Here is a 22,238-nt window from a genome sequence, read left to right as displayed (position 1 = left end):
GTAGACTAGCGCCCAAGTAGGCCGTGTATTCTCATTGAAATCGGCCACTTAGAAAATTAAAACGATAATTATTAATAGAGGGAGGCTGGTATGGGTTTGCGGCTTCCTATGCTTTTGGTAGTGCTTTCTGTGTTGCACTCCTGGGCATTAGCTGAAGAGCGTTGCGTATCCCCGGTGGCCCAGGTTGTTTCACTACAAGGGCAGGTGAAAGTGACTCCAGTGGGTGAGAGGCGTTGGCGGCCAGTGCAGTTGCGGGAGAGTTTCTGTGCGGGGGATAGGGTCCGCATCGAAGCCTATAGCCGTGCCGTGGTACAGCTTCAAGAGGATACCATCCTGCACCTGGATGCCGGCACCCTCGTGACTTTTTCCAACATTGAACCGGAACAGCCCTCCTGGTTTGAACTCTTAAAAGGTGCTATTCACCTCATCAGCCGCTTTCCCCATCGGCTGGAAGTCAAAACGCCCTTTGTGAATGCGGCGGTAGAAGGTACCGAATTTGTGATCCGGGTAGAACCGGAACAAGCGTTGCTCTGGGTCTTTGAGGGACGGGTTCTATTCCACAATCCGGCTGGCCGCCTTACTTTAACCAATGGTGAAGCGGCGGTGGCTGAGGCCGGTCAGGCGCCGAGGCGGCGTTTGGTTATTGAACCCCGAGAAGCCGTGCAATGGACCCTTTATTATCCGCCGCTTATTGACCTGCGGTCGAATATTTATCCAAGGGGCCCAGAAGCCCAAGAGATTCACGCGGCGTTGCGTGATTACCAGGCTGGAAATTTGCTTTCTGCCTTGGCCCGTTTGGAGCAGGTACCGACAGAGGTTCGAGAAGCGAGTTATTTCACCTTGCAGGCGGCCTTGCTCCTGGTAGTGGGCCGTGTGGATGAAGCCCGCCCCAAGATCCAGCGCGCGTTGCAACTCAATCCTGACTATGGAACCGCCTACGCCCTGCAGTCCATCATTGCCCTAGTGCAAAACCAAAAAGAGCAAGCTTTGCGACTTGCTCAACAAGCGGCGGATCTTGACCCCCAATCACCCATTCCCCAAATCGCCCTTTCCTATGCTCATCAAGCAGCTTTCAATATCGAAAAAGCGTTAAAACACGCAGAGCAGGCCATCGAGCTTTTTCCCGGAGAGGCTTTAGCGTGGGCCAGGGTTGCTGAACTGCAGCTTTCCCTGGGTGATTTGGATGAGGCCGCCAAGGCCGCGCAACAGGCGGTGGCACTTGAGCCCGATTTGGCCCGGACCCAAACCGTGCAGGGCTTTGCTTATTTAACGGAAATCAAAATCGATCAAGCCAAGACGGCTTTTGAACAGGCCATTGCGCTCGATCCGGCCGATCCCTTATCGCGCCTTGGGCTAGGGCTGGCCAAGATTCGCCAGGGCGATCTGAAGGAAGGTACCCAGGAAATCGAGATTGCCGCGAGCCTGGACCCCAATAATTCACTGATTAGAAGCTATCTGGGCAAAGCCTATTACGAGCAGAAGCGGGGGGGGATTAGCAGGGACGGAGTTAGCTATGGCCAAGGAGCTGGATCCCAACGATCCCACCCCCTGGTTTTATGACGCCATCCGCAAACAAACTGCCAACCGGCCGGTGGAAGCCTTGCATGACATGCAAAAAGCCATTGAGCTGAACGATAATAGAGCCGTTTATCGGTCGAAGTTGTTGCTTGATGAGGATTTGGCCGCTCGCAGTGCCACCATAGGTCGTATGTATAACGAGCTTGGATTTGAGAGCCGGGGCTTAGTTGAAGGTTGGAAATCTATTTATACTGATCCTGCGAACTATTCTGCTCATCGGCTTCTAGCAGATTCTTATTTTTTTTCACCGCGACGCGGAATTGCACGCGTGAGTGAGTTATTGCAGTCTCAGCTGCTACAACCCATTAACATTACCCCCGTGCAGCCCCAGTTGGCGGAGAGTGATTTGTTTCTCTTAGGTGGTTTGGGGCCGGCAGCGCCGTCGTTAAATGAATTTAATCCCCTGTTTCTCCGAGACCGGTTTGCCCTGCTGGCTTCGGGGATTGTGGGGGGAAATGGCACCTGGGGGGATGAAGTTGTCCAGTCCGGCCTCTTAGAAAAGCTCTCTTACAGTCTAGGGCAGTATCATTTTGAGACAGACGGGTTTCGACCCAATAACGATTTTCAACAGGATATCTATAACTTGTTTATCCAGGGCGCCTTGTCTCCTAACAGCAGTGTCCAGGCAGAGTTGCGATCCACAGAAGTCGAAGAGGGAGAAAGAAGACTCAATTTTTTCCTAGATAATTTCGATCCTAACTTTCATCAGAATCGAAAAACAGAAACCGCTCGGCTTGGGTTCCACCATGGCTTTTCCCCCCGATCGGATCTCCTTGCTTTCTTTATTTACAAGAAGGTGGAAGGAGGCTTCCAAACAACTCATCCATCGATTAATTTTTCAGGAGAATTAAAGGAAGAGGCCTATTTAATCGAAGGCCAGCATTTAGTCCGGTGGGCAGGGCTAAACCTTGTTAGCGGTGCAGGCCATTTCGACACACTCGGCCGCCAAGAAAAAATAGTGGCAGATTTTTTTATCCCCTTTCCTCGTTCCACCCTAGATGAAACAGAGGCTAATATTCAGCATACTAATGTTTACCTATACTCCTATTTTAATTACGGGGAATCTCTAACGTTGATCCTTGGGGCAAGTGGAAACTTCTTCAAAGGAACCTTGGTAGAACGGAACCAATTCAATCCTAAAATTGGCTTGATGTGGAGGCCATCTTCGGAAACGATATTGCGGGCTGCTGCCTTTAGAGTACTGGAACCTGGTCTCAGTATAGGGCAAACAATCGAGCCGATCTAGATAGCAGGCTTCACTCAGTTTTTTGGTACCACCTTCGAACAGGATATTCAGAATGTGAACCGCCAAGGCCTTGATGTGTGGCACTATGGGGTCGCGATTGATCAAAGATTTTCTTCTAGTTTTTATGCTGGCACTGAGTTTTCTAAACGAGACCTGCGGATCCAAGGTACTATGGATAGCCGAGCGGTAGTAGAGAATTGGGATGAATATTTAGGGCGTGCTTATTTCTATTGGACTCTGCATCCCCGGATTGCCACCAGCACAGAATATCATTTTAAACGTTTAGAACAGGGCAAAAACCTCTCACAATCCACGGGTTTTCAGGAGTTAGAGACTCATCGGATACCTATTAGCATCAATTTTTTCCACCCCTCCGGATTGAGTACAAGAATTAAAGCTACTTTTATTGATCACATCAAAAGGGTCAGGTCTTGTCAAGTGCGTAATAAAAGAATGAACATATGATCACAGTAAAGATCACGAAGCAAGAGTAGACCCTACCAGTTAAATATTAACTGGATTCTTCTTCGCCAAGACGCCGGTATAAAGTGCGGCGGCTGATGCCGAGCAGGGCTGCGGCGCGGCGTTTGTTCCCTCCTACTTGATCCAGGACATAATGGATATAACTCTGTTCAATTTCCCCTAGGGTAGACAGCATGCTCTCATCCGATGGGGAGAGGGACTCCGATAGATTCTTCGCCCTAGACTTGGATTTAGGCACTCTTCTCATGCGTTCAGGCAGATGGAATAATTTGATTTCTTTTTCGTGACAGAAGACGACAGCACGCTCGATAGTGTTGCGTAGTTCCCGCACATTACCCGGAAACGGATAGGCTTTGAGATGAGCAAGGGCGGAGGGATGGATACCGCGCACTTCTCGTCTCAATTGGGTGCGAAATAGATCGAGAAACCGCGCTATAAGTAGATCTAGATCTTCCCCCCGATCCCGCAGGGGAGGGACCGGCAGGACAAAGGTCTCTAGCCTATAAAACAAGTCTTCTCGAAACCGCCCCTGGTTGACCTCCTCCTCAAGGTTGCGATTAGTCGCGGCTATGATCCGAACGTCCACGCATCGTTCCTGATTAGCCCCTAAAGGTCGAACACGGCCATCTTGAAGGATACGCAGCAGCTTGGCTTGCAGTGCTAACGGCATTTCTGCAATCTCATCTAAGAGTAGCGTTCCTCCTTCTGCCTCCGCAAATAACCCCTTACGGGCATTGTTGGCGCCGGTGAAAGCCCCTGCGGCATGCCCGAAAAATTCGCTCTCTAACAGTTCGGTGGGGATGCCCGCACAGTTGACAGCGATGAAGGGGCCTCCGGCCCGCCCGCTTTCCCGGTGAATAGCCCGTGCTACTAATTCTTTGCCTACGCCGCTCTCCCCGGTAATTAATACTGGACCTGCCGCGTGGGCTAGTTGGCGAATGGTTGCAAAAAGGGTTTGCATGGGGATGCTGCGGCCGATAATGCCATGAAAGTTATCGTCGTTCAGCAGTTCTCGAAAATGTTGCACTTCTTCTTTTAAGCGTCGATTCTCCAGGATACGGATAACGCAGAGCATCAAATGGTCGAGATCCAGGGGCTTAGTAAGAAAATCGTCAGCGCCTAGTTTGAGCGCCTCGACTGCTTGGTTGATGGTTCCGAATGCCGTGATCATAATGAATCCAGGGGGAACAGGGTGGGTACGTACCCGTTCTAGTAATTCCACGCCATTGGCACCCGGCAAGTATAAGTCGCTAAGGATCAATTCAGGCAGCCAGGTTTTGAGTATCTGCCAAGCCGAATCCACCTCCCCGGCAGTGCGTACTTGCAAACCTGAATCGGTCAGTTCTTCCTCTAGCAGGCGACGCAGGGCTTCATCGTCTTCGACAATCAGTACCCGTTCCTTAGGACGAATCTCTTCTCTTGTCACTCAAATAGTCTCCTTGGAGTGGTTTGGGCAGGGGAGGGAAAAAGATATAAAACGCGGCTCCGCCAAGCAGACTGCGTCCCACCTCAATGCTGCCATGGTGTTCTTCTATGGCTCCGTGGACGACAGAAAGTCCTAAGCCGGTACCCTGACCGACGGGTTTAGTCGTGAAAAATGGTTCGAATAACCGGGAATAAATATCATCGTCAATGCCGGGACCATCGTCTTCTACGCAAAACCCTGTTAATTCTCCTTCCTGAAGCCAGGAAAGTCGCACATGACCGCCAGGGCTTGCCTGCATTCCATTGCGCAGCAGGTTGGTCAATACTTGTTCAATACGTACCGGATCGACGAGCATAAGGGGAGCAGGGTGGGGTCCAGCAAGTTCTAACTGCATTCCGGCATGGGCAAACTCGTCTCTGACCTGGGAAACGGCAGCCTGGGCTAGCCGATCCGCCATCTCCGGGTGCAGACTTAAGGGGGTGGCACGTCCAAAATCCATAAGTTGGCGGACAATATGTTCCATCCGCTTTACCGCATCCCGGATTTCCTGTAATCCCTCTGTGACCCGTAGAGGTAGATCTCGCAAGCGCAACAGCCGTTGGGCCTTGCCGTCTACTACGCTGAGTGGCGTGCCCAACTCATGGGCGGTGCCGGCCGCCAGTTGACCGATGGCTGCCATTTTCTGGGATTGCCGCAAACGGTTCTCTAGTGCTGATTGCTCGGCACGCCGACGGGAGATCTCCGCCTCTGAATGGGCAATGCTGTCGAGCATGTTATTCATACAAGCACTCAGGACGACCAGTTCCCGTGGCCCTTGCAAAGGCGCTCGATGGGTGCGGTCACCTTGCTCTATCATTGCCATGGTATTCATCAAAGCAGCAAGATACCGGCCAACAGCTCTATATTGGCCATAGATCACGACGCCGGTGAGAAGAAGGGCAAGAAGCACCAAGAGAAATAGACCCTGCCAGCGCACCTGGCCAAGATAGTCCTGAAAATCACTACCCTGGCGGGTAAGCTGTAACAGACCAATAATGAGTCCACTGGAATTGGTTAAAGGTACGAAATAGGAATAGATCTCCTCACCGTCAAATTCACCATATTGCCCGCGCCGGTTTCCCTCGGCCGCCAGCTGGGTTAATTCGTGGCTCTGCATGCTAGGCTCCTTGGCGCCTGTGGCAGCCACTTTCTTGCCTTGAGCATTATAGACATATGCTCCATAGACCCGATCGATGCGGAAAGCAGAATTTATGGCTTGCTTGACGTCCCCTTCCCGGCCTTGTTCTAGGGCATGACTGAGGGGAAGGTAAATCGCTCGGGCAATAAGTTCGACGTCCTCCTGCATTCGCTTTTCAGTTTGTTTTTCTAACTCAGATAAACTGAGATAACCGGTTATGGCGAGGATGGAAACCAGAGGCACCACCATGAAAAGCGTGAGGGCGGCACGTAGGCTATAAGCGTTTCGGAATAATTGAATAGTCATGGGGGAACCATTCTTTATTCATGGCACATGTGTCATTTTAACACACCATAAACTCCTCTTAGTTAACCCCATAACCTAGCAGGCGAGAGCCACATGAATTAGCGTTGCTTCCATGTTGTTTTAAAAATTTATTTATGAATCTACTAGTTATAAAAATAGCAAAGGTAATTCTGGGGCATTGGCAAGGAGGATGGCACTGTATTTGCCTAAAAAATATTTAGCTAGGCTATAAAGTGGCTTGGTGAGTCTTGAGGGGCTTATGCAAACTTCTTAAGTTTAACGGAGGAACCAATGCAAAACGTGCTTAAGATAAAGAACATTTTTGTGGTTGCTTTTATTGTATTGGGTTTAATGGGGGCTTCGCTAACGTCTGCCCAAAGCGGCGCTCCCTCTGGTCGTGGGATGGGTCAGGGGCCATCTGGGCAAACCCAATTTAGTGATGATCAATTGGAGGCTTTTGCTGCCGCTTCCAAGAAAGTGAATGAAATTAGTGTGAAGTATCGCCCACGCATAGAACAGACCCAGGATCGGGATCGGGCTCTAGAACTTCAGCAGGAGGCCAGCAATGCCATGGTCCAAGCAATCAAAGCGGAGGAGAACTTAGACGTGGAGACCTATAATGCTATAGTGCAAGCTGCATCTACTAATCCTAAGTTAGGCCAGAAGATACGGAAATTAATGGAACAGTCACAGCACAGTTGGTGAGGATAATAGGCGAGCCAGTCGATAGGTTTAAGTCGACTGGTAGCCGCTCTTCGCTATGTATTTATATTACATATAAGGGTAAAGTCTTAATTTAGACTTCATTTTTATTAGAAAATAAACGAGAATAATTGATATGAATGACCTAATTTTACGTATTATGCAGATAAAGAAAAGTAGGGTGTTTGTGTTCTTTGCTGCTTTATTATTTTTCCTCCCAGGTAGTCTCTTAGCCGCTGATGATGAGGAGGAGCGATGGGGGACACGACAGCCAACTTTTACAGAATTAGATAAAAATCTAGATGGCTTTATTAGTAAAGATGAAGCAGAAGCGTGGAGTGACTTAAGCGTAGACAACAAGTTCAATCAGGTTGATAAGAATAATGATGATAAACTTGATTATTCCGAGTTCCGTGTTTTTCAGAATAAAAAAATCAAAGAATCGATCCATGATTTTATCAAGCCGACAGAGTGAGGGTTAATCAAGGGCGTTAAAAAAAATTTTCCCTATTGTCGAGGAAAAGGGGTCAGTTCTCACATTCCAGTATTCGATGCTATACTGAAAATATGGCAAGACCTTTAAGAGTGGAATTTGCAGGCGCGCTGTACCATGTGACCTCAAGAGGAGACCGGCGCGAAGACATCTATCTGGGAGAGGAGGATAGAGAGGCCTGGTTGGAGGTATTGGGCACTGTCTGCCACCGCTTCAACTGGGTGGTGTGGGCCTATTGTCAGATGAACAACCATTATCATTTGGTGGTGGAAACGGTGGAGGGGAACCTCTCGAAGGGGATGCGGCAGCTCAATGGGGTGTATACACAGCGCTTTAATCGCCGCCATGACTTGGTGGGTCATCTGTATCAAGGTCGTTATAAGGCGATTTTAGTCCAAAAGGAAAACTACTTGCTGGAGCTGTCCAGATATGTGGTATTGAATCCGCTGCGAGGGGGATTAGTGGAAAAACTGGAGGATTGGCCTTGGAGCAGTTATCTGGCCATGATAGGAGAGGCGAGTGTGCCGAAATGGTTGGATGTGGAGGGGTTACTAGGTCACTTCGGCAGGCAACGGAAAAGGGCGATTGAGTCCTATCGTCGCTTTGTGATGGAAGGTAAAGGGCTGTCCAGTCCGCTGGAGCAGACCCGTCATCAATTAGTGTTGGGGGATGAAGCTTTTGTGAAGCGGTATCGGCAGGATAAAAGGCCCGAAGAACTGCGGGAGGTTTCCAAAGCCCATCGGCGCGCCTTGGCGATGTCGCTGGAGGAGTATCGAGACCGCTATGAGCATAGAGATGAGGCGATGGCCCGGGCCTATTTATCTGGTGCCTACACGATGTTGGAGATTGGTGAATATTTCGGGGTTCACTATATGACGGTGAGCCGAGCGGTGCGGCGATTTGAACAGCATAACCCAAAATAATGTTGAGATGTGAGAACTGACCCCATAATCTTCTGGGGAAGATCACTGTATGGGGCCAATCCACTGTTGGATGGCCTGGAGGGTGAAGGGCCAGTCTAAAGTTAACCCTGATTCTGGTTGCAAAAGAACAGGAATCCGAGTGCCGTAACGTTCAGTCAGCAGGGGATCATCCCCAATCTCCACTTCTTCAACGGTAATTTCAGGAATTCGCGTCAATAGTTGACGCGCCTCGTCGCATAGATGGCAGCCTGCGGTATGGTAGAGAATGAGTCGAGTCGAGCTAGTGTTCATGTAATCGGGGGATTAATTCAGCAAAGTTGCACGGCCGATGGCGGTTGTCGAGTTGATCCTTAAGAATGTTGTCCCAAGCGGTACGGCAGGCTCCGGAGGAGCCAGGCAAACAGAAAATAAAGGTCCCGTTGACCACCCCCGCCAGGGTTCGTGACTGAACGGTCGAAGTTTTGATTTCCTCATAGGAAAGAGCACGAAACAATTCACCGAAACCTTCGATGGTTTTGTCAAGCAAAGGTGCGATGGCCTCCGGTGTGCTATCGCGACCCGTGACACCGGTTCCACCCGTTGTGATGATAATCTGTATTTGGTTATCGGCGATCCAGCGGGAAACGATCTCGCGGATATAATAAATATTATCGGCAACAATCGCCTTCTCGGCAAGCTGATGCCCTGTTGTCTGGAGCCGTTCCACCAGCAGCTTACCAGAGCGGTCGGTCTCTTCTGTGCGGGTGTCAGAGACAGTAAGCACCGCGATACTAAGAGGTGTGAAATTTCTTTCCATGGACATTATGGTTATGATATTTCAAATTATCTTTAGTATAGCACTGGTGTGTTGGTGAAAACTCATTCTTGGAATGTATCCCCTCAGGAGGCCGTGGCCCTGCAACGACGGCTTGCGGCCCAGGTGATTACCGAAGATCGCTTGGATCAAATCCATTCCGTTGCCGGGGTCGACGTGGGGTTTGAAGAGCAGGGCAAAATAACTCGAGCCGCCGTGGTGGTGCTCCGGCTCGCCGATCTGAGCCTGGTGGAGCAGGCTGTTGCCCGGCAGCCTACCCGTTTTCCCTATATCCCCGGATTGTTGTCATTTCGGGAGTGTCCCGCGGTATTGGCTGCTTTAGAGAAATTAACTGTGATGCCGGACCTACTTCTCTGCGATGGTCAAGGGGTTGCCCATCCCCGTCGTTTTGGCATTGCCTGCCATCTAGGGGTGCTTACCGATTTGCCGAGCATTGGGGTTGCTAAGACCCGATTGGTGGGCCAACATGGACCGGTACCGGATGAACGCGGCGGTTGGATCCCCTTGGTGGATAAAGGTGAGACGGTAGGGGCGGTGCTGCGCACCCGCACTGGAGTTAATCCTATCTTTATTTCAGTAGGGCACCGGATTAGCCTTGTCACTGCCCTTCACTATGTGATGGTCTGTACTACCCGCTACCGGCTTCCGGAGACCACCCGTGCCGCCGATAAATTGGCCAGCGGTTCTGGAAAGTAAGAAGTTGTTGGAGAACTTTGTTGTCAGCGTAGGGTGGAGCAGGCCAGAAAGGTTAAATTAGGGTGGGTACGGTGCTAACATGCCTTAACCTACCCTAATTTAAAGGCTATTTTCTGCCCTTTTATGGGCAGACCAAAATTGATCGAATGCCTGATCCGAGAAACGTCCAATGGAAAACTCACTGATGTCAATTTGAGAATGTTGAACCTGGCCTTTGAGGATAATATCGCTGATGATTTCCCCAAAGATAGGGGCATACTTTAGCGCCTGACCTGCCCCTAGAACATGGACCAAATTTTCAATTTTGCTATCCTTTCCGAGGATAAATCTTAAGTCTGGGGTAATATCAAAAAAAGAAACATAGCCCCCTGCATAGAGGGGGGTTCTGGCTTTGATAAATCGATTTTTAACCTTGCCCAAATAAGCTTCTAACTGGTCGAAATTAAGCACATAATTTGAGGGATCATAAATAATATTGGCGCCTGCGGGATTCATCAGTCCTCTGGAAAAGGCCTGGGCTATCGCTTCGCTGCTACGAGCCCGGGGTTGATGCAGATGTAAAATACTGCCTCGCCAGCGGCGAAAATAGGCGTGATGAACAAAATCGGCAATGATGGGTAACGAAGTTGGAATGTCCCGAGTACCCACTAAAAAATTAGCCACGTAAACCGGCTCCAAACTGATGGGGATGGGAATATTCAGTGGTGCAAATAACTTTGGACTCCAAGCACCGGCTGCATTTATGACATAGTCGCAGGTGATGCTTCCATGATTGCTGTGGACTGCGCTAATTCGTCCGTTGCTATCCACATCAAAACCCGTTACTTGGGTGTGTTCCATGACTTCAATGCCATTGAGGGTGGCAGCGTTTTGCAAGGCATTGAGAATGTCTGCAGGATCTAATTGGAGGGCTTCTGGTTCATGGAAATAAATCTCGTCCTGGTTGATTTTGATGGCGTGTTGGCCAAGCTCTGCAGCTTCAGTGTGGGTAAGACTGTGAAACTCAATGCCTTCTTGCTGCAAAGAGTGTTCTAGTTGGCGCCACTGGTTATCATTTTTTTGACCGGCCTCCGGGGCTATCCAGAGAGCCCCCGGTTGCTCAAAAGGGATTTCTACTCCCCACAAGGGATTCATATTTTTCCAATGTTGGGTCGCCAGCTGAGCCATGCGGGCTGCCATGGGAGCAGCATTGGCCGATCGGATAATGGCGCTGTGGCGGGAACTTAACCCTGCCCCCAGAATCCTTTTCTCCAAGAGAGCCACTGTATTGGCAGACTTATTGAGCTTGCGGGCAATTGATACCAATTTAATCAAAGAATGCAATTTATTAAGGCTTTAAGTGCTTGTTTAGACTGCATCTATACAATGCAAAATTACATGAAATTGGTATGAAAAGGCGCAGGCGCAGCCTAGGCAACCGCCACCAATGACTAGGGTATGAAAATGGGAGGACATTGTTCACTCTTTAAGCTTATTTCCAGAATCGACCTGGGGTAAAAGCGTTAAGTTCAGTGTCGTCCTACTAGCTCTATAAGATTTATGGGTTTAGAGTGGGTGATTAGCCCAGTGTGACAATTCCCAAGTAACCATCTACAGTGACCCGGTCACCGGTGTGGATACGGGAGGTGGCCTTCCCGATGCCCGTGACGCAGGGAATACCATATTCTCGGGCAATGATAGCGCCATGGATAAGCATGCCGCCGCGGCATTCTACGATCCCCGCCGCAAGGGGTACGATGAATGTCATGTTGGGATCGATGGCCTCGCAAATGAGGATTTCTCCTGCCTCGAACTGGAATAGATCAGCGGTTTTTTTGAGGACTCGCGCCTTCCCGAAAGCAACCCCCGCGCTTGCGGGCTGGCCAATTATCTGGCGTGCCTTTAAAGGTGATGAAAATATTGTTTTTTTCTTGGAGCGGCGTTTCTTCGGAATAAAATCGGGCTCTCTCAACATCCTGACTAGATCATTGCTGGTCAGTCTTTGAGGGTCGAATGGAATCCGTTCTTTGAGGCGCCGCCTGCCCTCCTCAAGGGCTCTGATGACCTGAGCTTCTATTTTGCCAAGGAAAATATTGTCATCGTCCCGGAGTCGGTAGCTCGCTCTAGCAAGCGCTAACAGCTTACCGGCAAAGATTCTCTGCTCACCCTCATAGTGGCTAAGAAACCACTCGGTGAGTTGCGTTGTGTTATCAATTTTCTGGTTTTCTCCCTTGGATGGGTTTGGCAGCATTTTTGATAGTACCCGAAGCACCGCCTCCCGGTTGGGGAAACAGGGGCTATCTTTCCAGGAGAGCCCTGAAAACTCCCTTAGGAAATCATCCACTTTGGTTAACAGTACTTGATCAACTGGGTAGTCGTTCCCCTGTTGTAGGGCAGTAGCCAATTGGGGCTGAGAACGAATGTAATCCGCCATTTGGGTCAGCATTTGATTGCGTTTGAGGCTGAGCATATCGGTTGTCTTTAAAAGCTTATAAAATTCATCAGGATTTTCTGGTTGGATAGTGTCATTGTAAAATTGCCCAAAAAGACGGATGGCGTGGGCAAAAGGGATGAACTCCTCCCAATAAACCGATCTCCATTTTTCGTAAATTTGGTTTCTGTGACTAATGGCTTGGGCCAGATCCCCATTGGAAAGTGGTGCTAGATTTTCCTCAGCCAGTCTTGCCGCTTCTTCGTCCATGGCAGGGAGCCACTGCTGTTCAATGTTAAAACGAAGTGCTTCCAGGTTTTCGAAACTCCGGTGTAAGCTGAGATACCAGGGGCGTTTGTCTTCTGAGGCATCTTGAGCGAGCTTGGTGATGGGGCGGGATTGTAAGAGATAGAGATGATCACCTCGGAAGGTCCATTCCACATCCTGGGGTACCCCGAAAACGGCTTCCGCCTGTTGGGCGAGGGCAAAAACCTGCTGGACTCGGGCTTCGTTGAGGGGAGGCGAGCGGGTTTTTGGGGGGGGCAGGGGGGTAAGATGAACCCCGGTGGCGGAAGGCACCAGATAGTGTTTCCTGGGTACTGAAAGATGTTGGATGAGCCGTCCTGATGAACGTTCAAGCAGCCAGCGATCGGGCGCTACCGTGCCGTCAACAAGTCCTTGATTAAGCCCATGAACCGCTTCGATGACGCTTTGGGAAGAATCATTGGGGTTTTGGCTGAAGATCACCCCGGAACACTCCCCGGCCACTATTTCTTGCACCACCACGGCCATTGCGCTGCTGGCGATATCCAGCCCCAGCTCCCGCCGGTAAAGCAAGGCCCGATCGGACCACAAAGAGGCCCACACCAGACGAATATGTTCCAGGATAGAATCGGTACCCTGGAGGTTGACATAGGATTCATGGAGTCCGGCGAAAGAAGTTGCGGGAGAATCTTCTCCTGCGCCGGAAGAGCGGACCACGACCGCTTTATGGCCGAAGTACGCTTCAATGGAATTGGCCAGTGCTTGACGGAGGGGGTCCGGGAAGGGGGTCGTTAAAAAAATATGGCGGATGCGCAGTGCCGTGTCCCAGATTTCTTCCCAGCGCATCTCATTGAGGTTTTTCCGATTAAGTTCCATGGCAATCCGCTCGCGAACGCCCCCCTGATCAAGGAAAGCATGGTATAGCTGGGTGCTGATAAAAATAGCATCCGGCACTGGGAAGCCATTTTTAAAAAGGTGGGCAAGGGCGGTCGCTTTACCGCCGATATGGGGGGACAATGAGTCATGGGCGGCAGAGAGCGGAATAACGGCTTTCATTATTCCAGGTACACTTCCATTACTTCCTGAAAGCGCCTGACCAAGCTGTATTTTTTTACCCGAATTTTCACCAGGGCGCAGCTAGGGGAGGCCAAAAAATTTTTCAGGTAAGGGTGCTTATCAAGGTAGAGTTCCGTAAGCGCTTGGGCTTCCTGGGACTCGATCTCTGCCGCCTGCCCAATGGCCGTGACGGCCATGGCCGCATGAAAATCACGGGCTAAATTTTCTCGATTGTCGATGACCATAGAGACTCTGGAATCTTTGGCCAGATAGTCGTATTTGCGGGTGCTGCGGGGCGTGGCAAAAGTAAGGTGTTTTAGGTCAGGGGTAGAGACAAAGGCCACCAAGCTCCCCCAGGGCTGGCCCCGGTCCTGGGTGCCTAAAACCGCCAGTTTCTGGGAAGAAAGTAATTCCTGAATGGTGTTTAGAATTTGCGCCGTTTCTTTCAAGGTGCTGTTCTTTGCTAAGATCTTCCTGCTAATAATTTTAGTCAATATTCCGAGGCCTGGAACAATTCTGAAACAGCGATATGAATGACGCCCAGTGGCTCAAACGGCACAGTACCGCCTCCCTTAGGCGCCTCATGCCTCGCCTGGAGGCACGATTCAAAGCGCAGGTCGATCCTGACGAGTGGCAAGGTTACGTCCAGCGCCTGGAAGTTCACTTTCCGCGATTGTTCGATTGCCTGCACCGCCTCTACGGTCAGCAATATGACTTTTTCTTTCATCTAGAAAGTATTCTGGCATCGGCGACGGAGATGTGGTTGGTGCGGCCAACCGAACTCAAGGCGCTGGATGCCCTCCGGAGCGCTGATCCCTATTGGTACCAATCCCACCGCTTGGTGGGCGCCATGTGCTATGTGGATCTTTTTGCGGGCGATCTGGCGGGGGTACGTGAGCACATCCCCTATTTAACCGAGCTGGGGGTCAACTACCTCCATCTAATGCCGGTATTTAAGGTGCCCGAAGGGGATAATGATGGTGGCTATGCGGTCAGTAGTTATCGTGAAGTCAATCCCCGCTTGGGAACCATGGAAGAGTTGGCTCGGCTTGCCGACGAATTACGCTATCGAGGCATTTCCCTCTGCTTGGATTTCGTGTTCAATCATACCTCCGATGAGCACGAATGGGCTCGCCGCGCCCTGGCCCGGGACATCGAGTACCAAGAGTACTACCGCATGTTCCCGAATCGGGAACTACCCGATCTCTATGAGCGTAGTCTCAATCCCATCTTCCCCGATGAACACCCAGGAACATTTACTTACCGTCACCGTATCCGCAAGTGGATTTGGACCAGCTTCCACAATTATCAGTGGGATTTGAACTATGAGAATCCCGTGGTTTTCAATCGGATGCTGGAAGAGATGCTTTTTCTCGCCAATCAAGGGGTAGAGATTTTGCGCCTGGATGCGGTGGCCTTTGTCTGGAAGAAGTTGGGGACCAGCTGCCAAAATTTGCCCGAAGCGCACACCATTATTCAAGCTTTTAATGCTTTGGTGCGTGTTGCCGCGCCAGCCATGGTTTTTAAATCCGAAGCCATTGTGCACCCGGATGAGGTGGGAAAATATATTAGTGAAAAAGAATGTCAACTTTCTTACAATCCGCAGCTTATGGCCCTTTTATGGGATGCCTTAGCAAGCCGGGATATTCGTCTTCTACGCTATGCCTTGCAGCAGCGCTTTGCCCTTCCCTTTGGTTGTGCTTGGGTGAACTATGTGCGTTGCCACGACGATATTGGGTGGACATTTTCCGATGATGATGTCCGCGCCCTTGGTCTCGATCCCCAAGCCCATCGCCGCTTTCTCACCCAGTTTTATACTGCGCAGTTTGAAGGCAGTTTTGCCCGGGGAATGCCTTTCCAAGAAAACCTGGTCACGGGGGATGCCCGGGTATCCGGCACCTGCGCCTCTTTGGCGGGATTGGAAAAGGGTCTCCATAACAACGATGAGATGGAAATTGACTACGCCATCCGCAAGATCCTGCTCCTGCACGGGGTGATTTTGACTATCGGCGGCATACCGTTGATTTATTTGGGCGACGAAATCGGCACTTTGAATGATTATAGTTACGAAAAAGATCCGGCTAAAATTGGTGATACTCGCTGGCTGCACCGGCTGCCCTTCGATTGGGCGCGGGCCGAGCAGCGCTGGGACTCCAACACCGTTCCTGGTCGGCTTTACCAAGGTTTGCTGAGGTTGATCCAAATCCGCCAGCAAAATTTGGCCTTTACTCGGGCTGAAACGGAAATTGTCGATACCGGTAACCATCATGTGTTTGGCTATTTCCGCAACCATGATGAACACACGGTACTGATACTGGCGAATTTCAGCGACTCCACTCAGCACCTGGAGGCCCGGCGGTTGCGCATGCTAGGACTGCGTAAAACGGAAGTCGACCTTTTTGCGGGTAAAACCATCACCGCTACCCACGAGTTGAGCTTGGAACCCTACGCTTTTATGGTATTGGCTCGACCGGGTAAATAGATGGGCAAAGGTTTACTTTATCGATTTGAAAGCAGTGTGGATACGCTCGATCAGCACATGAGGCTGAAAAGGTTTTTCCAGGACATCCAGGGCACCGGCTTTGAGTGCGCGTTTGGCTTCACCATTGCTACTATGGGCAGTGATAAAAATGATGGGCAGTTCAATCTGGCGGGCCGCTAGATGTGCCTGAAGTTCTAGGCCATCCATTTCTGGCATGCAAAGGTCTAATACCAGACACCCCCTTCGAGTAGGAATATAGTCGTCAAGGAAAGCCTGGGCTGAGGCGTAACTTTCCACTTGCAAACCGTGGACCTCGCATAGAAGATGTACCGCATCCCGCACGGCCTTGTCGTCGTCGACGATGAATACAGTCGGCTGAAGGGTCACGCTAGCGATTTCCTATCTTGGTCGAGATGGTAAAGTGGAAGGTAGCCCCCCGGCTGGGGTTAGGGGTAGCCCAAATTTCCCCACCATGGGCTTCGACGATGGATTTACTCAGGGATAGGCCGAGGCCCATGCCGGTGGGTTTGGTGGTAAAAAAGGGCTGGAATAACTGCTTCATTGCTTCTGGAGACAGGCCGGGTCCCGTGTCGGACACGGTCACCTCCACCGCGCCGCAATCAACGGGGGAGGTTTGGATAGTGAGTTCCCGTTTTCCGTCCGAGGTTTCCCCCATGGCTTCGATGCTGTTACAGACCAGGTTCAAAATGACCTGCTGAAGTTGGATGTTATCGCCCCATACTGGGGGCAGGGAAGCAAATAATTCCAGCCGCAGTTGGACCCCTTGTTGGCGGGCTTCGATATTGGCCAAGCGGGCGACTTCGTGGACTAGGTCGTTAAGATTTACCGCGGTTTTCCGGTACTCGGTTTTGCGGACCAGGGCTCTTAGATGATGGACAATTTCACCGGCTCGTTCACTCTGCCGGGTGACTTCTTCGAGGATTTCCTCAAACTTCTCCATATTGACCATTCCCGAGTGCAGTAGTTGCAGGCAGGTGTGGGCATTGGTAGTAATGGCGGTGAGGGGCTGGTTGAGTTCATGGGCTAAGCCGGCGGTGAGTTCGCTGGCCAAACCTAGGCGCGCGATATGGGCAAGCTCCGCCTGCTGCAACTGGGTCTGCTCCTCAGCTCGCTGGCGTTCGATCCCTGTGGCCAGCAGGGTGGCGACGGTCTGGAGAAAGCAAAGCTCATGACTGAAGTTTCGCGGCTGAGGGGTATACACACCCAAGATGCCAAAAGGCCGCTCCCGTCCTGGGATGATTAGACTTACCCCGCTGGCGAGACCGTGCTCAAGTAGCAGTGATTCAGGGCGAAAGCGATGTTCTGTGCTCAGATTTTCCACGATAACCGGCTCTAGGGAAAGCAGGGTGTAGCCGGCTAGGGTATCGGGTTCAACATTGACGGTAGCCTGTCTTTGAATGCTTCTCTTAAAGCCCACACTGGCGCGGAGCAAAAAAGTTTTACGGTCAGGCAATAGCTCCAACACTTGACCGTAGGCTACGTCGAGAATTCGTGCTAACAGGGCCAGGGTTTCATCAAGCAGCGTATCGAGGTTGCCTCCCCTGAGTGCCCGCCGTCCCACCTCTGCCACGGCAGTTTGCTGGCGCGCCCGGGTACGGAGTTCGAACTCTACCCGTTTGCGCTCGGTAATATCATAATAGTGTTCGATGCGCCCGCCGGCGTACAGTCCGCTGCCAATCGGCTGGCTCCAATGCTCAAGCCAACGTTCCTGGCGCTCGCCATTAGGCAGCAGGTGGCACTCAAACTGCTCAATGTAGCTATTATCAGTATAGGTTGCGAGTACGGTTTTGGCGAAATCCTCTGGCTGTTCAAAACAATCCTTGAGTTGTTCCTGAATAAGCTGTCGTTTGTTCGCTCCCTGGAGCGTTTTTCTGGGTAATCCAAAATAGTCGGCGATTGCCTGGTTCACCCAGACTACCCGGAATTCGGCATCAAGGATAAAGACCCCGACTCGCGAGGTGTCCAGGATATCGTCGCTCAGGGAACGGTAGCGTGCTTCGCTTTCCTGCAAAGCCTGTTCTATCTGCTGGCGCTCGGCAATCTCCTGCTGAAGTTGGTGATTGGCCGTGGTGAGTTCAGCGGTGCGTTTCTGAACGCGGCCTTCCAACTCATCATGAGCATGCACCAGCGCCACTTCATCCCGCTGGCGCTGAAGCAAGAGCACTGCGCTAATCCAAATGGCGGTGAGGGCCAGGAAGCGGTTGGTAGCCACTTGCCATAGTTCTCCACCAGGCGGGGAAAGAAAGGCCCCCAGGAGCGTGAGTGCGGTGCAAAGGATGGCAAAGCCCCACAGGTAGTCCCTCTTGGGTAATCGTGAGGCCAATAAGATGACTGCTATGTAAGGAACGCCACCCGCTACCCCTAAGGGTATCAGGAGGTCTATCAGCAGAATGATGGCTGCCAGTAGGCTACAAAGTGACAGCAACCAGGCAGAAGAGTGATCTTGGACTTTTAACATATTTTATCTGCCCTCCCGTTTACCGACCGAACTACCCCAGATCGTTGGTTCGGTACCCAAGAGGATTATGAAGGTGAGGGTAGCAATGATGGAAGTGGGATATTTTCTTGCAACTTTATAGGGCTGTCATAAGAGCGTCAACGCCTTGCCAATGGGTGTCGGCAGCGATTTGCCGCTACGTTAGCCCGCTACTGTAGATCAGTTGATTAAAGCAGAAGGTTCGTTATCTTCAGTGAGGCTTGGTGCAATGTTTAAGGCGATGGTATTCAATTCGACTGTAATCCATGAATAGCTGGGAGCAACCTCGGCCTGTCAACCAAATTGTATTACTCGGTGCCAGCAACCTCAGCCGTTTACTTCCTCGGGTAATGGCCACAGCTCAGCTCATTTGTGGTCGGCCAAGCCGGTTCCTCGTTGCGGCTGGCCATGGCCGATCCTTTGGAGTTTATAGCCGGGTGGGGTGCCGTGGTTTGCCGGGCATCACCCAATGTGGTCTCTGGGAAGACCTCGTCCTGGAAGCCCCGGGGCCTACTTTTGCCCTACTGACCGATTTGGGGAATGACATTGCTTATGAACAATCTCCCGAGAAGCTAATGCGCTGGGTGTGCTGGTGCCTGGAACGGCTGGCAGACTACAAGGCCAGGACGGTGATTACCGGTTTACCCCTCTTTCGTCTTGAACAGTTGACTCCTTGGCAATACTATATCTTTCGGACATTGCTGTTCCCAGGCCAAAGTCTTACCTGGGAGCAGGCGTTGGAACGGGTCCGTGGAGTGAACCAGGCCTTATGGGAAGTTTGTCAGGAGCAAGGGGCGACGTTTATCGAGCAACGCCCAGAGTGGTACGGCTTTGATCCCATCCATATTCTCCGGCGGCAGAGCGCTGCTGCCTATCACCAGATTCTAAGTCCATGGAAAACATCTGGCCAAGTTTCTCCCTTAGTCCCTGGGAAGGAATTCCGTTGGAGGTGGTGGCTATGGTTCTTAATGCCCCAGTATCAGCGCCTTTTTGGCTTCGATTGTTACCGCAAGCAGCCTGCTGGTGTGCTCCCTGATGGTTCGACTATTTCCCTTTATTAACTAATTAAGGAACCTAAAAATTCTTAGAATTTTCCTGAATTAAAGCATTTGGCCGCGAATTAACGCCTATGAACCCAAATATTCCAATGACTCAGAGACAGACAAGAATTTACCCGCCAGGAAATTATTCAATGCATTGTTTTATAAGCGTTTATTCGCCTGCATTCGCGGCTAAAATCCCTTAATAGATAGAGTATAGTTAGGCTGAGAAGTTAAGGTCCTGGTAGATTGATGTTTGTATCCTATTTTTCGGGAAACGCTAAGGTAAACGGCCGTGGGTAAAAAGCGCAGGTTTGAGAACCTCAGCTCAGGGAAAATCGGGCATGAGGACAGCGTGAGCAGCGAATTGCGGTATGGATTGCATGCTGTCCGCGCGGCTTTGGAACAGCCCGCGACTCAGATCATCTCCCTATGGTTGGATCAAAGTCGCAAGGATCGAGCGATTCAGGAAATTACCGAGCTTGCTCTTGAACAAGGCTTAGATTTCTATCCCGTGAATCGGGAAGATCTGGATAGCCTAGTTCCTGGGGTTCGCCACCAAGGGGTCGTGGCCCATTGCTCAGCGCAGCCGACGTTTACAGAGGAGGGACTATTTGACCTTTTGGACAATTTAAAGGCGCCTCCTTTGTTGCTGATCCTCGATGGGGTTCAAGATCCCCATAATCTAGGGGCCTGTCTGCGTACAGCGGAGGCGGCGGGGGTCCATGGGGTGATCGCCCCTAAAGATCGGGCGGTGGGTTTGACTGCTGCGGTGCGCAAAGTCGCTAGCGGTGCAGCGGAACGGGTCCCTTTTGTGCGAGTGACTAATCTAGCCCGGCTAATGCGCAAGCTGCGTGAACGGGGGCTATGGTTGGTCGGGACGGTGGTGAAGGGGGGAGGAAGCCTTTATAACACCGATCTCAAGGGCCCTCTTGGTTTGGTGCTTGGCGCCGAGGATCGGGGTCTGCGGCGGCTAACGGCAGAGCACTGCGATTGCCTGGTTCAGATTCCCATGCAAGGCGCAGTTGGCAGCCTCAATGTCTCGGTTGCCGCGGGAGTGTGTCTCTTCGAGGCCCAGCGCCAGCGTGGCTTTGATTTAGCCTGAGTGGCGGACCCTATCTTAAATTATTGGAGATCTATTTTGTGATCCCCTGATAGCTGGCGTATAATCTTGCACCTTTTTACTAACCTCCTTGCCGTTCCCTGTGGGGCGGCTGCCGAGACCGTAAGGAGTCATATCAATGCGGCATTATGAAATTGTGTTTTTAGTTCACCCGGATCAGAGTGAGCAGCTCCCTGCTATGATAGAGCGCTATCGTCAGCTTATTGAAACCGATGGGGGACGTATCCATCGTTTGGAAGATTGGGGCCGGCGCCAGCTTGCTTACCCCATTCAAAAGGTCCATAAGGCCCACTATGTTTTGATGAATGTGGAATGTACGCCCCAGGCGATTGAAGAGCTCACAAGCGCTTTTCGGTTCAATGATGCGGTGCTACGGGATGTGGTGATGCGGCGGGAGGAAGCCGTTACGGAGCCTTCGCCGTTGGCCAAGGGAGAGGAATCCGGTAGCCGCAGTTATGACAGTTCCCGCCCCTCCAGGGATAGGGAAGAGAGGGATGAATCTGAAAATAAGTCATCTGAAAGTGAATCGGAAGACAAAGGCGAACAGGAAAAGGAATCAGATTAAAACGGGAGCTTTCTGGTCTTATCTTGTTTTAGAATATTAGCAATGATGATAGGACCCAATTGAATTGATGGTCGTTGCCAACAACGGACTGGCATATTTTTAAATTGATAAAAATGGCCCGGTTGTTGGCTGGGTTCTGTGATAAATTAACTTATTCGAAGGTGAATTATGGCACGTTATTTTCGGCGTAGAAAATTTTGCCGCTTTACAGCTGAGGGAGTCAAAGAGATTGATTACAAAGATCTTGCTACCCTTAAAGAATACATTACCGAGACTGGCAAGATTGTACCGAGCCGGATTACCGGCACCAAAGCTAAGTATCAGCGGCAGTTGTCCCGGGCAGTCAAGCGGGCCCGTTACTTAGCGTTACTTCCTTACTGCGACCGCCATTAACATTAAATAGATTTTTGGAGCAGTGGTTACGGGTTATATCCTGTATCCTGAGCTATCAATGCAGAGTGACGTTAGCTTTGGGCGGCGATGAGAGTGGGGGATAGAAAGTGGAAGTAATATTACTGGAACAAGTGCTGAATCTAGGCAGACTTGGAGACAAAGTGTCGGTGAAAGCCGGTTATGCCCGCAATTACCTAATACCTCAAGGGAAAGCGGTGACCGCAACCAAGGAAAACGAGGCCTATTTTGAATCTCGCAAGGCCGAATTGGAAAAGGCTGCCGGTGAGAAGGTTGCGGTAGCGGAAAGGCGTAAACAGGCGTTGGCGGATTTGGACAGCGTTACTATTGCAGCCAAGGCCGGTACCGAAGGCAAGTTGTTTGGTTCGGTAGGGACCGCGGATATTGCCGAGGCCTTGACCAAAGCCGGGGTAGAGGTGGTCAAGAAGGAAGTACGGCTACCTGAAGGGGCTTTGCGCCAGGTTGGCGAATACGAGGTCGGGCTTCATTTACACCCTAATGTAGAAACTTCTGTCAAGGTAATCGTGACGGGCGGGGAATAATGTT

The 22,238-nt window shown here is 51.0% G+C and carries 22 protein-coding genes; 13 read left to right on the top strand and 9 right to left on the bottom strand.

The features are described from left to right. Positions 1 to 90 precede the first annotated feature (90 nt). The 3 genes from NHAL_RS22125 to NHAL_RS22115 are packed head-to-tail and all read left to right on the top strand — an operon-like array spanning position 91 to position 3,289. The gene (locus NHAL_RS22125) at positions 91 to 1,560 is read left to right on the top strand and encodes a tetratricopeptide repeat protein (RefSeq protein WP_049780682.1); all 1,470 of its coding nucleotides are present in this window, start codon (positions 91 to 93) and stop codon (positions 1,558 to 1,560) included. After that, complete coding sequence (locus NHAL_RS22120; RefSeq protein WP_049780681.1) at positions 1,514 to 2,824, top strand: TonB-dependent receptor; 1,311 nt, start codon at positions 1,514 to 1,516, stop codon at positions 2,822 to 2,824. The genes NHAL_RS22125 and NHAL_RS22120 overlap by 47 nt, the downstream gene beginning before the upstream one ends. A gap of 54 nt (positions 2,825 to 2,878) precedes the next feature. Then, complete coding sequence (locus NHAL_RS22115) at positions 2,879 to 3,289, top strand: hypothetical protein (protein ID WP_013034419.1); 411 nt, start codon at positions 2,879 to 2,881, stop codon at positions 3,287 to 3,289. 46 nt (positions 3,290 to 3,335) lie between these two features. On the opposite strand, the gene NHAL_RS17195 is transcribed toward NHAL_RS22115, so the two are convergent. Both NHAL_RS17195 and NHAL_RS17190 read right to left on the bottom strand, forming a co-directional pair. After that, a complete protein-coding gene (locus NHAL_RS17195; RefSeq protein ID WP_013034418.1) occupies positions 3,336 to 4,733 on the bottom strand; it encodes a sigma-54-dependent transcriptional regulator in 1,398 nt (465 codons plus the stop codon). Continuing rightward, complete coding sequence (locus NHAL_RS17190) at positions 4,708 to 6,216, bottom strand: sensor histidine kinase (RefSeq protein WP_013034417.1); 1,509 nt, start codon at positions 6,214 to 6,216, stop codon at positions 4,708 to 4,710. Before NHAL_RS17190 ends, NHAL_RS17195 begins: the two co-directional genes overlap by 26 nt. Positions 6,217 to 6,507: 291 nt before the next feature. On the opposite strand from NHAL_RS17190, the gene NHAL_RS17185 reads away from it, so the two are divergent. From NHAL_RS17185 to NHAL_RS17175, 3 genes are all read left to right on the top strand, one after another. Continuing rightward, entirely contained in the window at positions 6,508 to 6,921 is a 414-nt protein-coding gene (locus NHAL_RS17185; RefSeq protein ID WP_013034416.1) for a DUF4168 domain-containing protein, read from the top strand. 133 nt (positions 6,922 to 7,054) lie between these two features. Then, positions 7,055 to 7,393 carry an EF-hand domain-containing protein gene (locus NHAL_RS17180; RefSeq protein WP_013034415.1) on the top strand — a complete coding sequence of 113 codons (339 nt, stop codon included), beginning with the start codon at positions 7,055 to 7,057 and terminating at the stop codon, positions 7,391 to 7,393. Between the two features lie 92 nt (positions 7,394 to 7,485). Continuing rightward, positions 7,486 to 8,334, top strand: a complete 849-nt coding sequence (locus NHAL_RS17175; protein ID WP_013034414.1) for a transposase — start codon at positions 7,486 to 7,488, stop codon at positions 8,332 to 8,334. A 42-nt stretch (positions 8,335 to 8,376) separates the two neighbouring features. On the opposite strand, the gene NHAL_RS17170 is transcribed toward NHAL_RS17175, so the two are convergent. Continuing rightward, the gene (locus NHAL_RS17170; protein ID WP_013034413.1) at positions 8,377 to 8,625 is read right to left on the bottom strand and encodes a glutaredoxin family protein; all 249 of its coding nucleotides are present in this window, start codon (positions 8,623 to 8,625) and stop codon (positions 8,377 to 8,379) included. After that, positions 8,615 to 9,130, bottom strand: coding sequence for a molybdenum cofactor biosynthesis protein B (gene moaB / locus NHAL_RS17165; protein WP_013034412.1), 516 nt, complete (start codon positions 9,128 to 9,130; stop codon positions 8,615 to 8,617). Before moaB ends, NHAL_RS17170 begins: the two co-directional genes overlap by 11 nt. Positions 9,131 to 9,178: 48 nt before the next feature. On the opposite strand from moaB, the gene nfi reads away from it, so the two are divergent. Next, positions 9,179 to 9,844, top strand: coding sequence for a deoxyribonuclease V (gene nfi / locus NHAL_RS17160; RefSeq protein WP_013034411.1), 666 nt, complete (start codon positions 9,179 to 9,181; stop codon positions 9,842 to 9,844). 99 nt (positions 9,845 to 9,943) lie between these two features. Here the strand turns inward: nfi and NHAL_RS17155 are convergent, their stop codons facing one another. From NHAL_RS17155 to NHAL_RS17145, 3 genes are all read right to left on the bottom strand, one after another. After that, entirely contained in the window at positions 9,944 to 11,158 is a 1,215-nt protein-coding gene (locus NHAL_RS17155) for an NAD(P)/FAD-dependent oxidoreductase (RefSeq protein WP_203434334.1), read from the bottom strand. Between the two features lie 244 nt (positions 11,159 to 11,402). After that, positions 11,403 to 13,574: a PEP/pyruvate-binding domain-containing protein gene (locus tag NHAL_RS17150; RefSeq protein ID WP_013034409.1), complete on the bottom strand. Its 2,172-nt coding sequence runs from the start codon at positions 13,572 to 13,574 to the stop codon at positions 11,403 to 11,405. Further along, positions 13,574 to 14,023 (bottom strand): pyridoxamine 5'-phosphate oxidase family protein, encoded by a 450-nt coding sequence (locus NHAL_RS17145; protein WP_041355151.1) that lies wholly within the window; start codon positions 14,021 to 14,023, stop codon positions 13,574 to 13,576. The genes NHAL_RS17150 and NHAL_RS17145 overlap by 1 nt, the downstream gene beginning before the upstream one ends. 80 nt (positions 14,024 to 14,103) lie before the next feature. On the opposite strand from NHAL_RS17145, the gene NHAL_RS17140 reads away from it, so the two are divergent. Continuing rightward, positions 14,104 to 16,056 (top strand): amylosucrase, encoded by a 1,953-nt coding sequence (locus NHAL_RS17140; protein WP_013034407.1) that lies wholly within the window; start codon positions 14,104 to 14,106, stop codon positions 16,054 to 16,056. 12 nt (positions 16,057 to 16,068) lie between these two features. Here NHAL_RS17140 and NHAL_RS17135 read toward each other — a convergent pair whose 3' ends face one another. Together NHAL_RS17135 and NHAL_RS19945 are read right to left on the bottom strand one after the other, a co-directional pair. Beyond that, complete coding sequence (locus NHAL_RS17135; RefSeq protein WP_013034406.1) at positions 16,069 to 16,443, bottom strand: response regulator transcription factor; 375 nt, start codon at positions 16,441 to 16,443, stop codon at positions 16,069 to 16,071. A gap of 1 nt (position 16,444) precedes the next feature. Further along, entirely contained in the window at positions 16,445 to 18,535 is a 2,091-nt protein-coding gene (locus NHAL_RS19945; protein ID WP_013034405.1) for a PAS domain-containing sensor histidine kinase, read from the bottom strand. 284 nt (positions 18,536 to 18,819) lie between these two features. On the opposite strand from NHAL_RS19945, the gene NHAL_RS17125 reads away from it, so the two are divergent. The 5 genes from NHAL_RS17125 to rplI all read left to right on the top strand — a co-directional run bounded on the left by NHAL_RS17125 (position 18,820) and on the right by rplI (position 22,234). Next, complete coding sequence (locus tag NHAL_RS17125; RefSeq protein WP_013034404.1) at positions 18,820 to 19,614, top strand: hypothetical protein; 795 nt, start codon at positions 18,820 to 18,822, stop codon at positions 19,612 to 19,614. Positions 19,615 to 19,888: 274 nt separating this feature from the next. Continuing rightward, on the top strand, positions 19,889 to 20,698 hold the full coding sequence (rlmB, locus tag NHAL_RS17120) for a 23S rRNA (guanosine(2251)-2'-O)-methyltransferase RlmB (protein WP_157862592.1): 810 nt from the start codon (positions 19,889 to 19,891) through the stop codon (positions 20,696 to 20,698). 136 nt (positions 20,699 to 20,834) lie between these two features. After that, positions 20,835 to 21,281: a 30S ribosomal protein S6 gene (rpsF, locus tag NHAL_RS17115; protein WP_013034402.1), complete on the top strand. Its 447-nt coding sequence runs from the start codon at positions 20,835 to 20,837 to the stop codon at positions 21,279 to 21,281. Between the two features lie 168 nt (positions 21,282 to 21,449). After that, entirely contained in the window at positions 21,450 to 21,674 is a 225-nt protein-coding gene (rpsR, locus tag NHAL_RS17110; protein ID WP_013034401.1) for a 30S ribosomal protein S18, read from the top strand. Positions 21,675 to 21,781: 107 nt separating this feature from the next. Next, the gene (rplI, locus tag NHAL_RS17105) at positions 21,782 to 22,234 is read left to right on the top strand and encodes a 50S ribosomal protein L9 (protein WP_013034400.1); all 453 of its coding nucleotides are present in this window, start codon (positions 21,782 to 21,784) and stop codon (positions 22,232 to 22,234) included. Positions 22,235 to 22,238 lie beyond the last annotated feature (4 nt).

The organism is Nitrosococcus halophilus Nc 4, from assembly GCF_000024725.1.
Taxonomy (GTDB): Bacteria; Pseudomonadota; Gammaproteobacteria; order Nitrosococcales; family Nitrosococcaceae; genus Nitrosococcus; species Nitrosococcus halophilus.
Note: the sequence above shows the minus strand (reverse complement) of the source record. Positions and strands in the feature narration are given on the sequence as shown.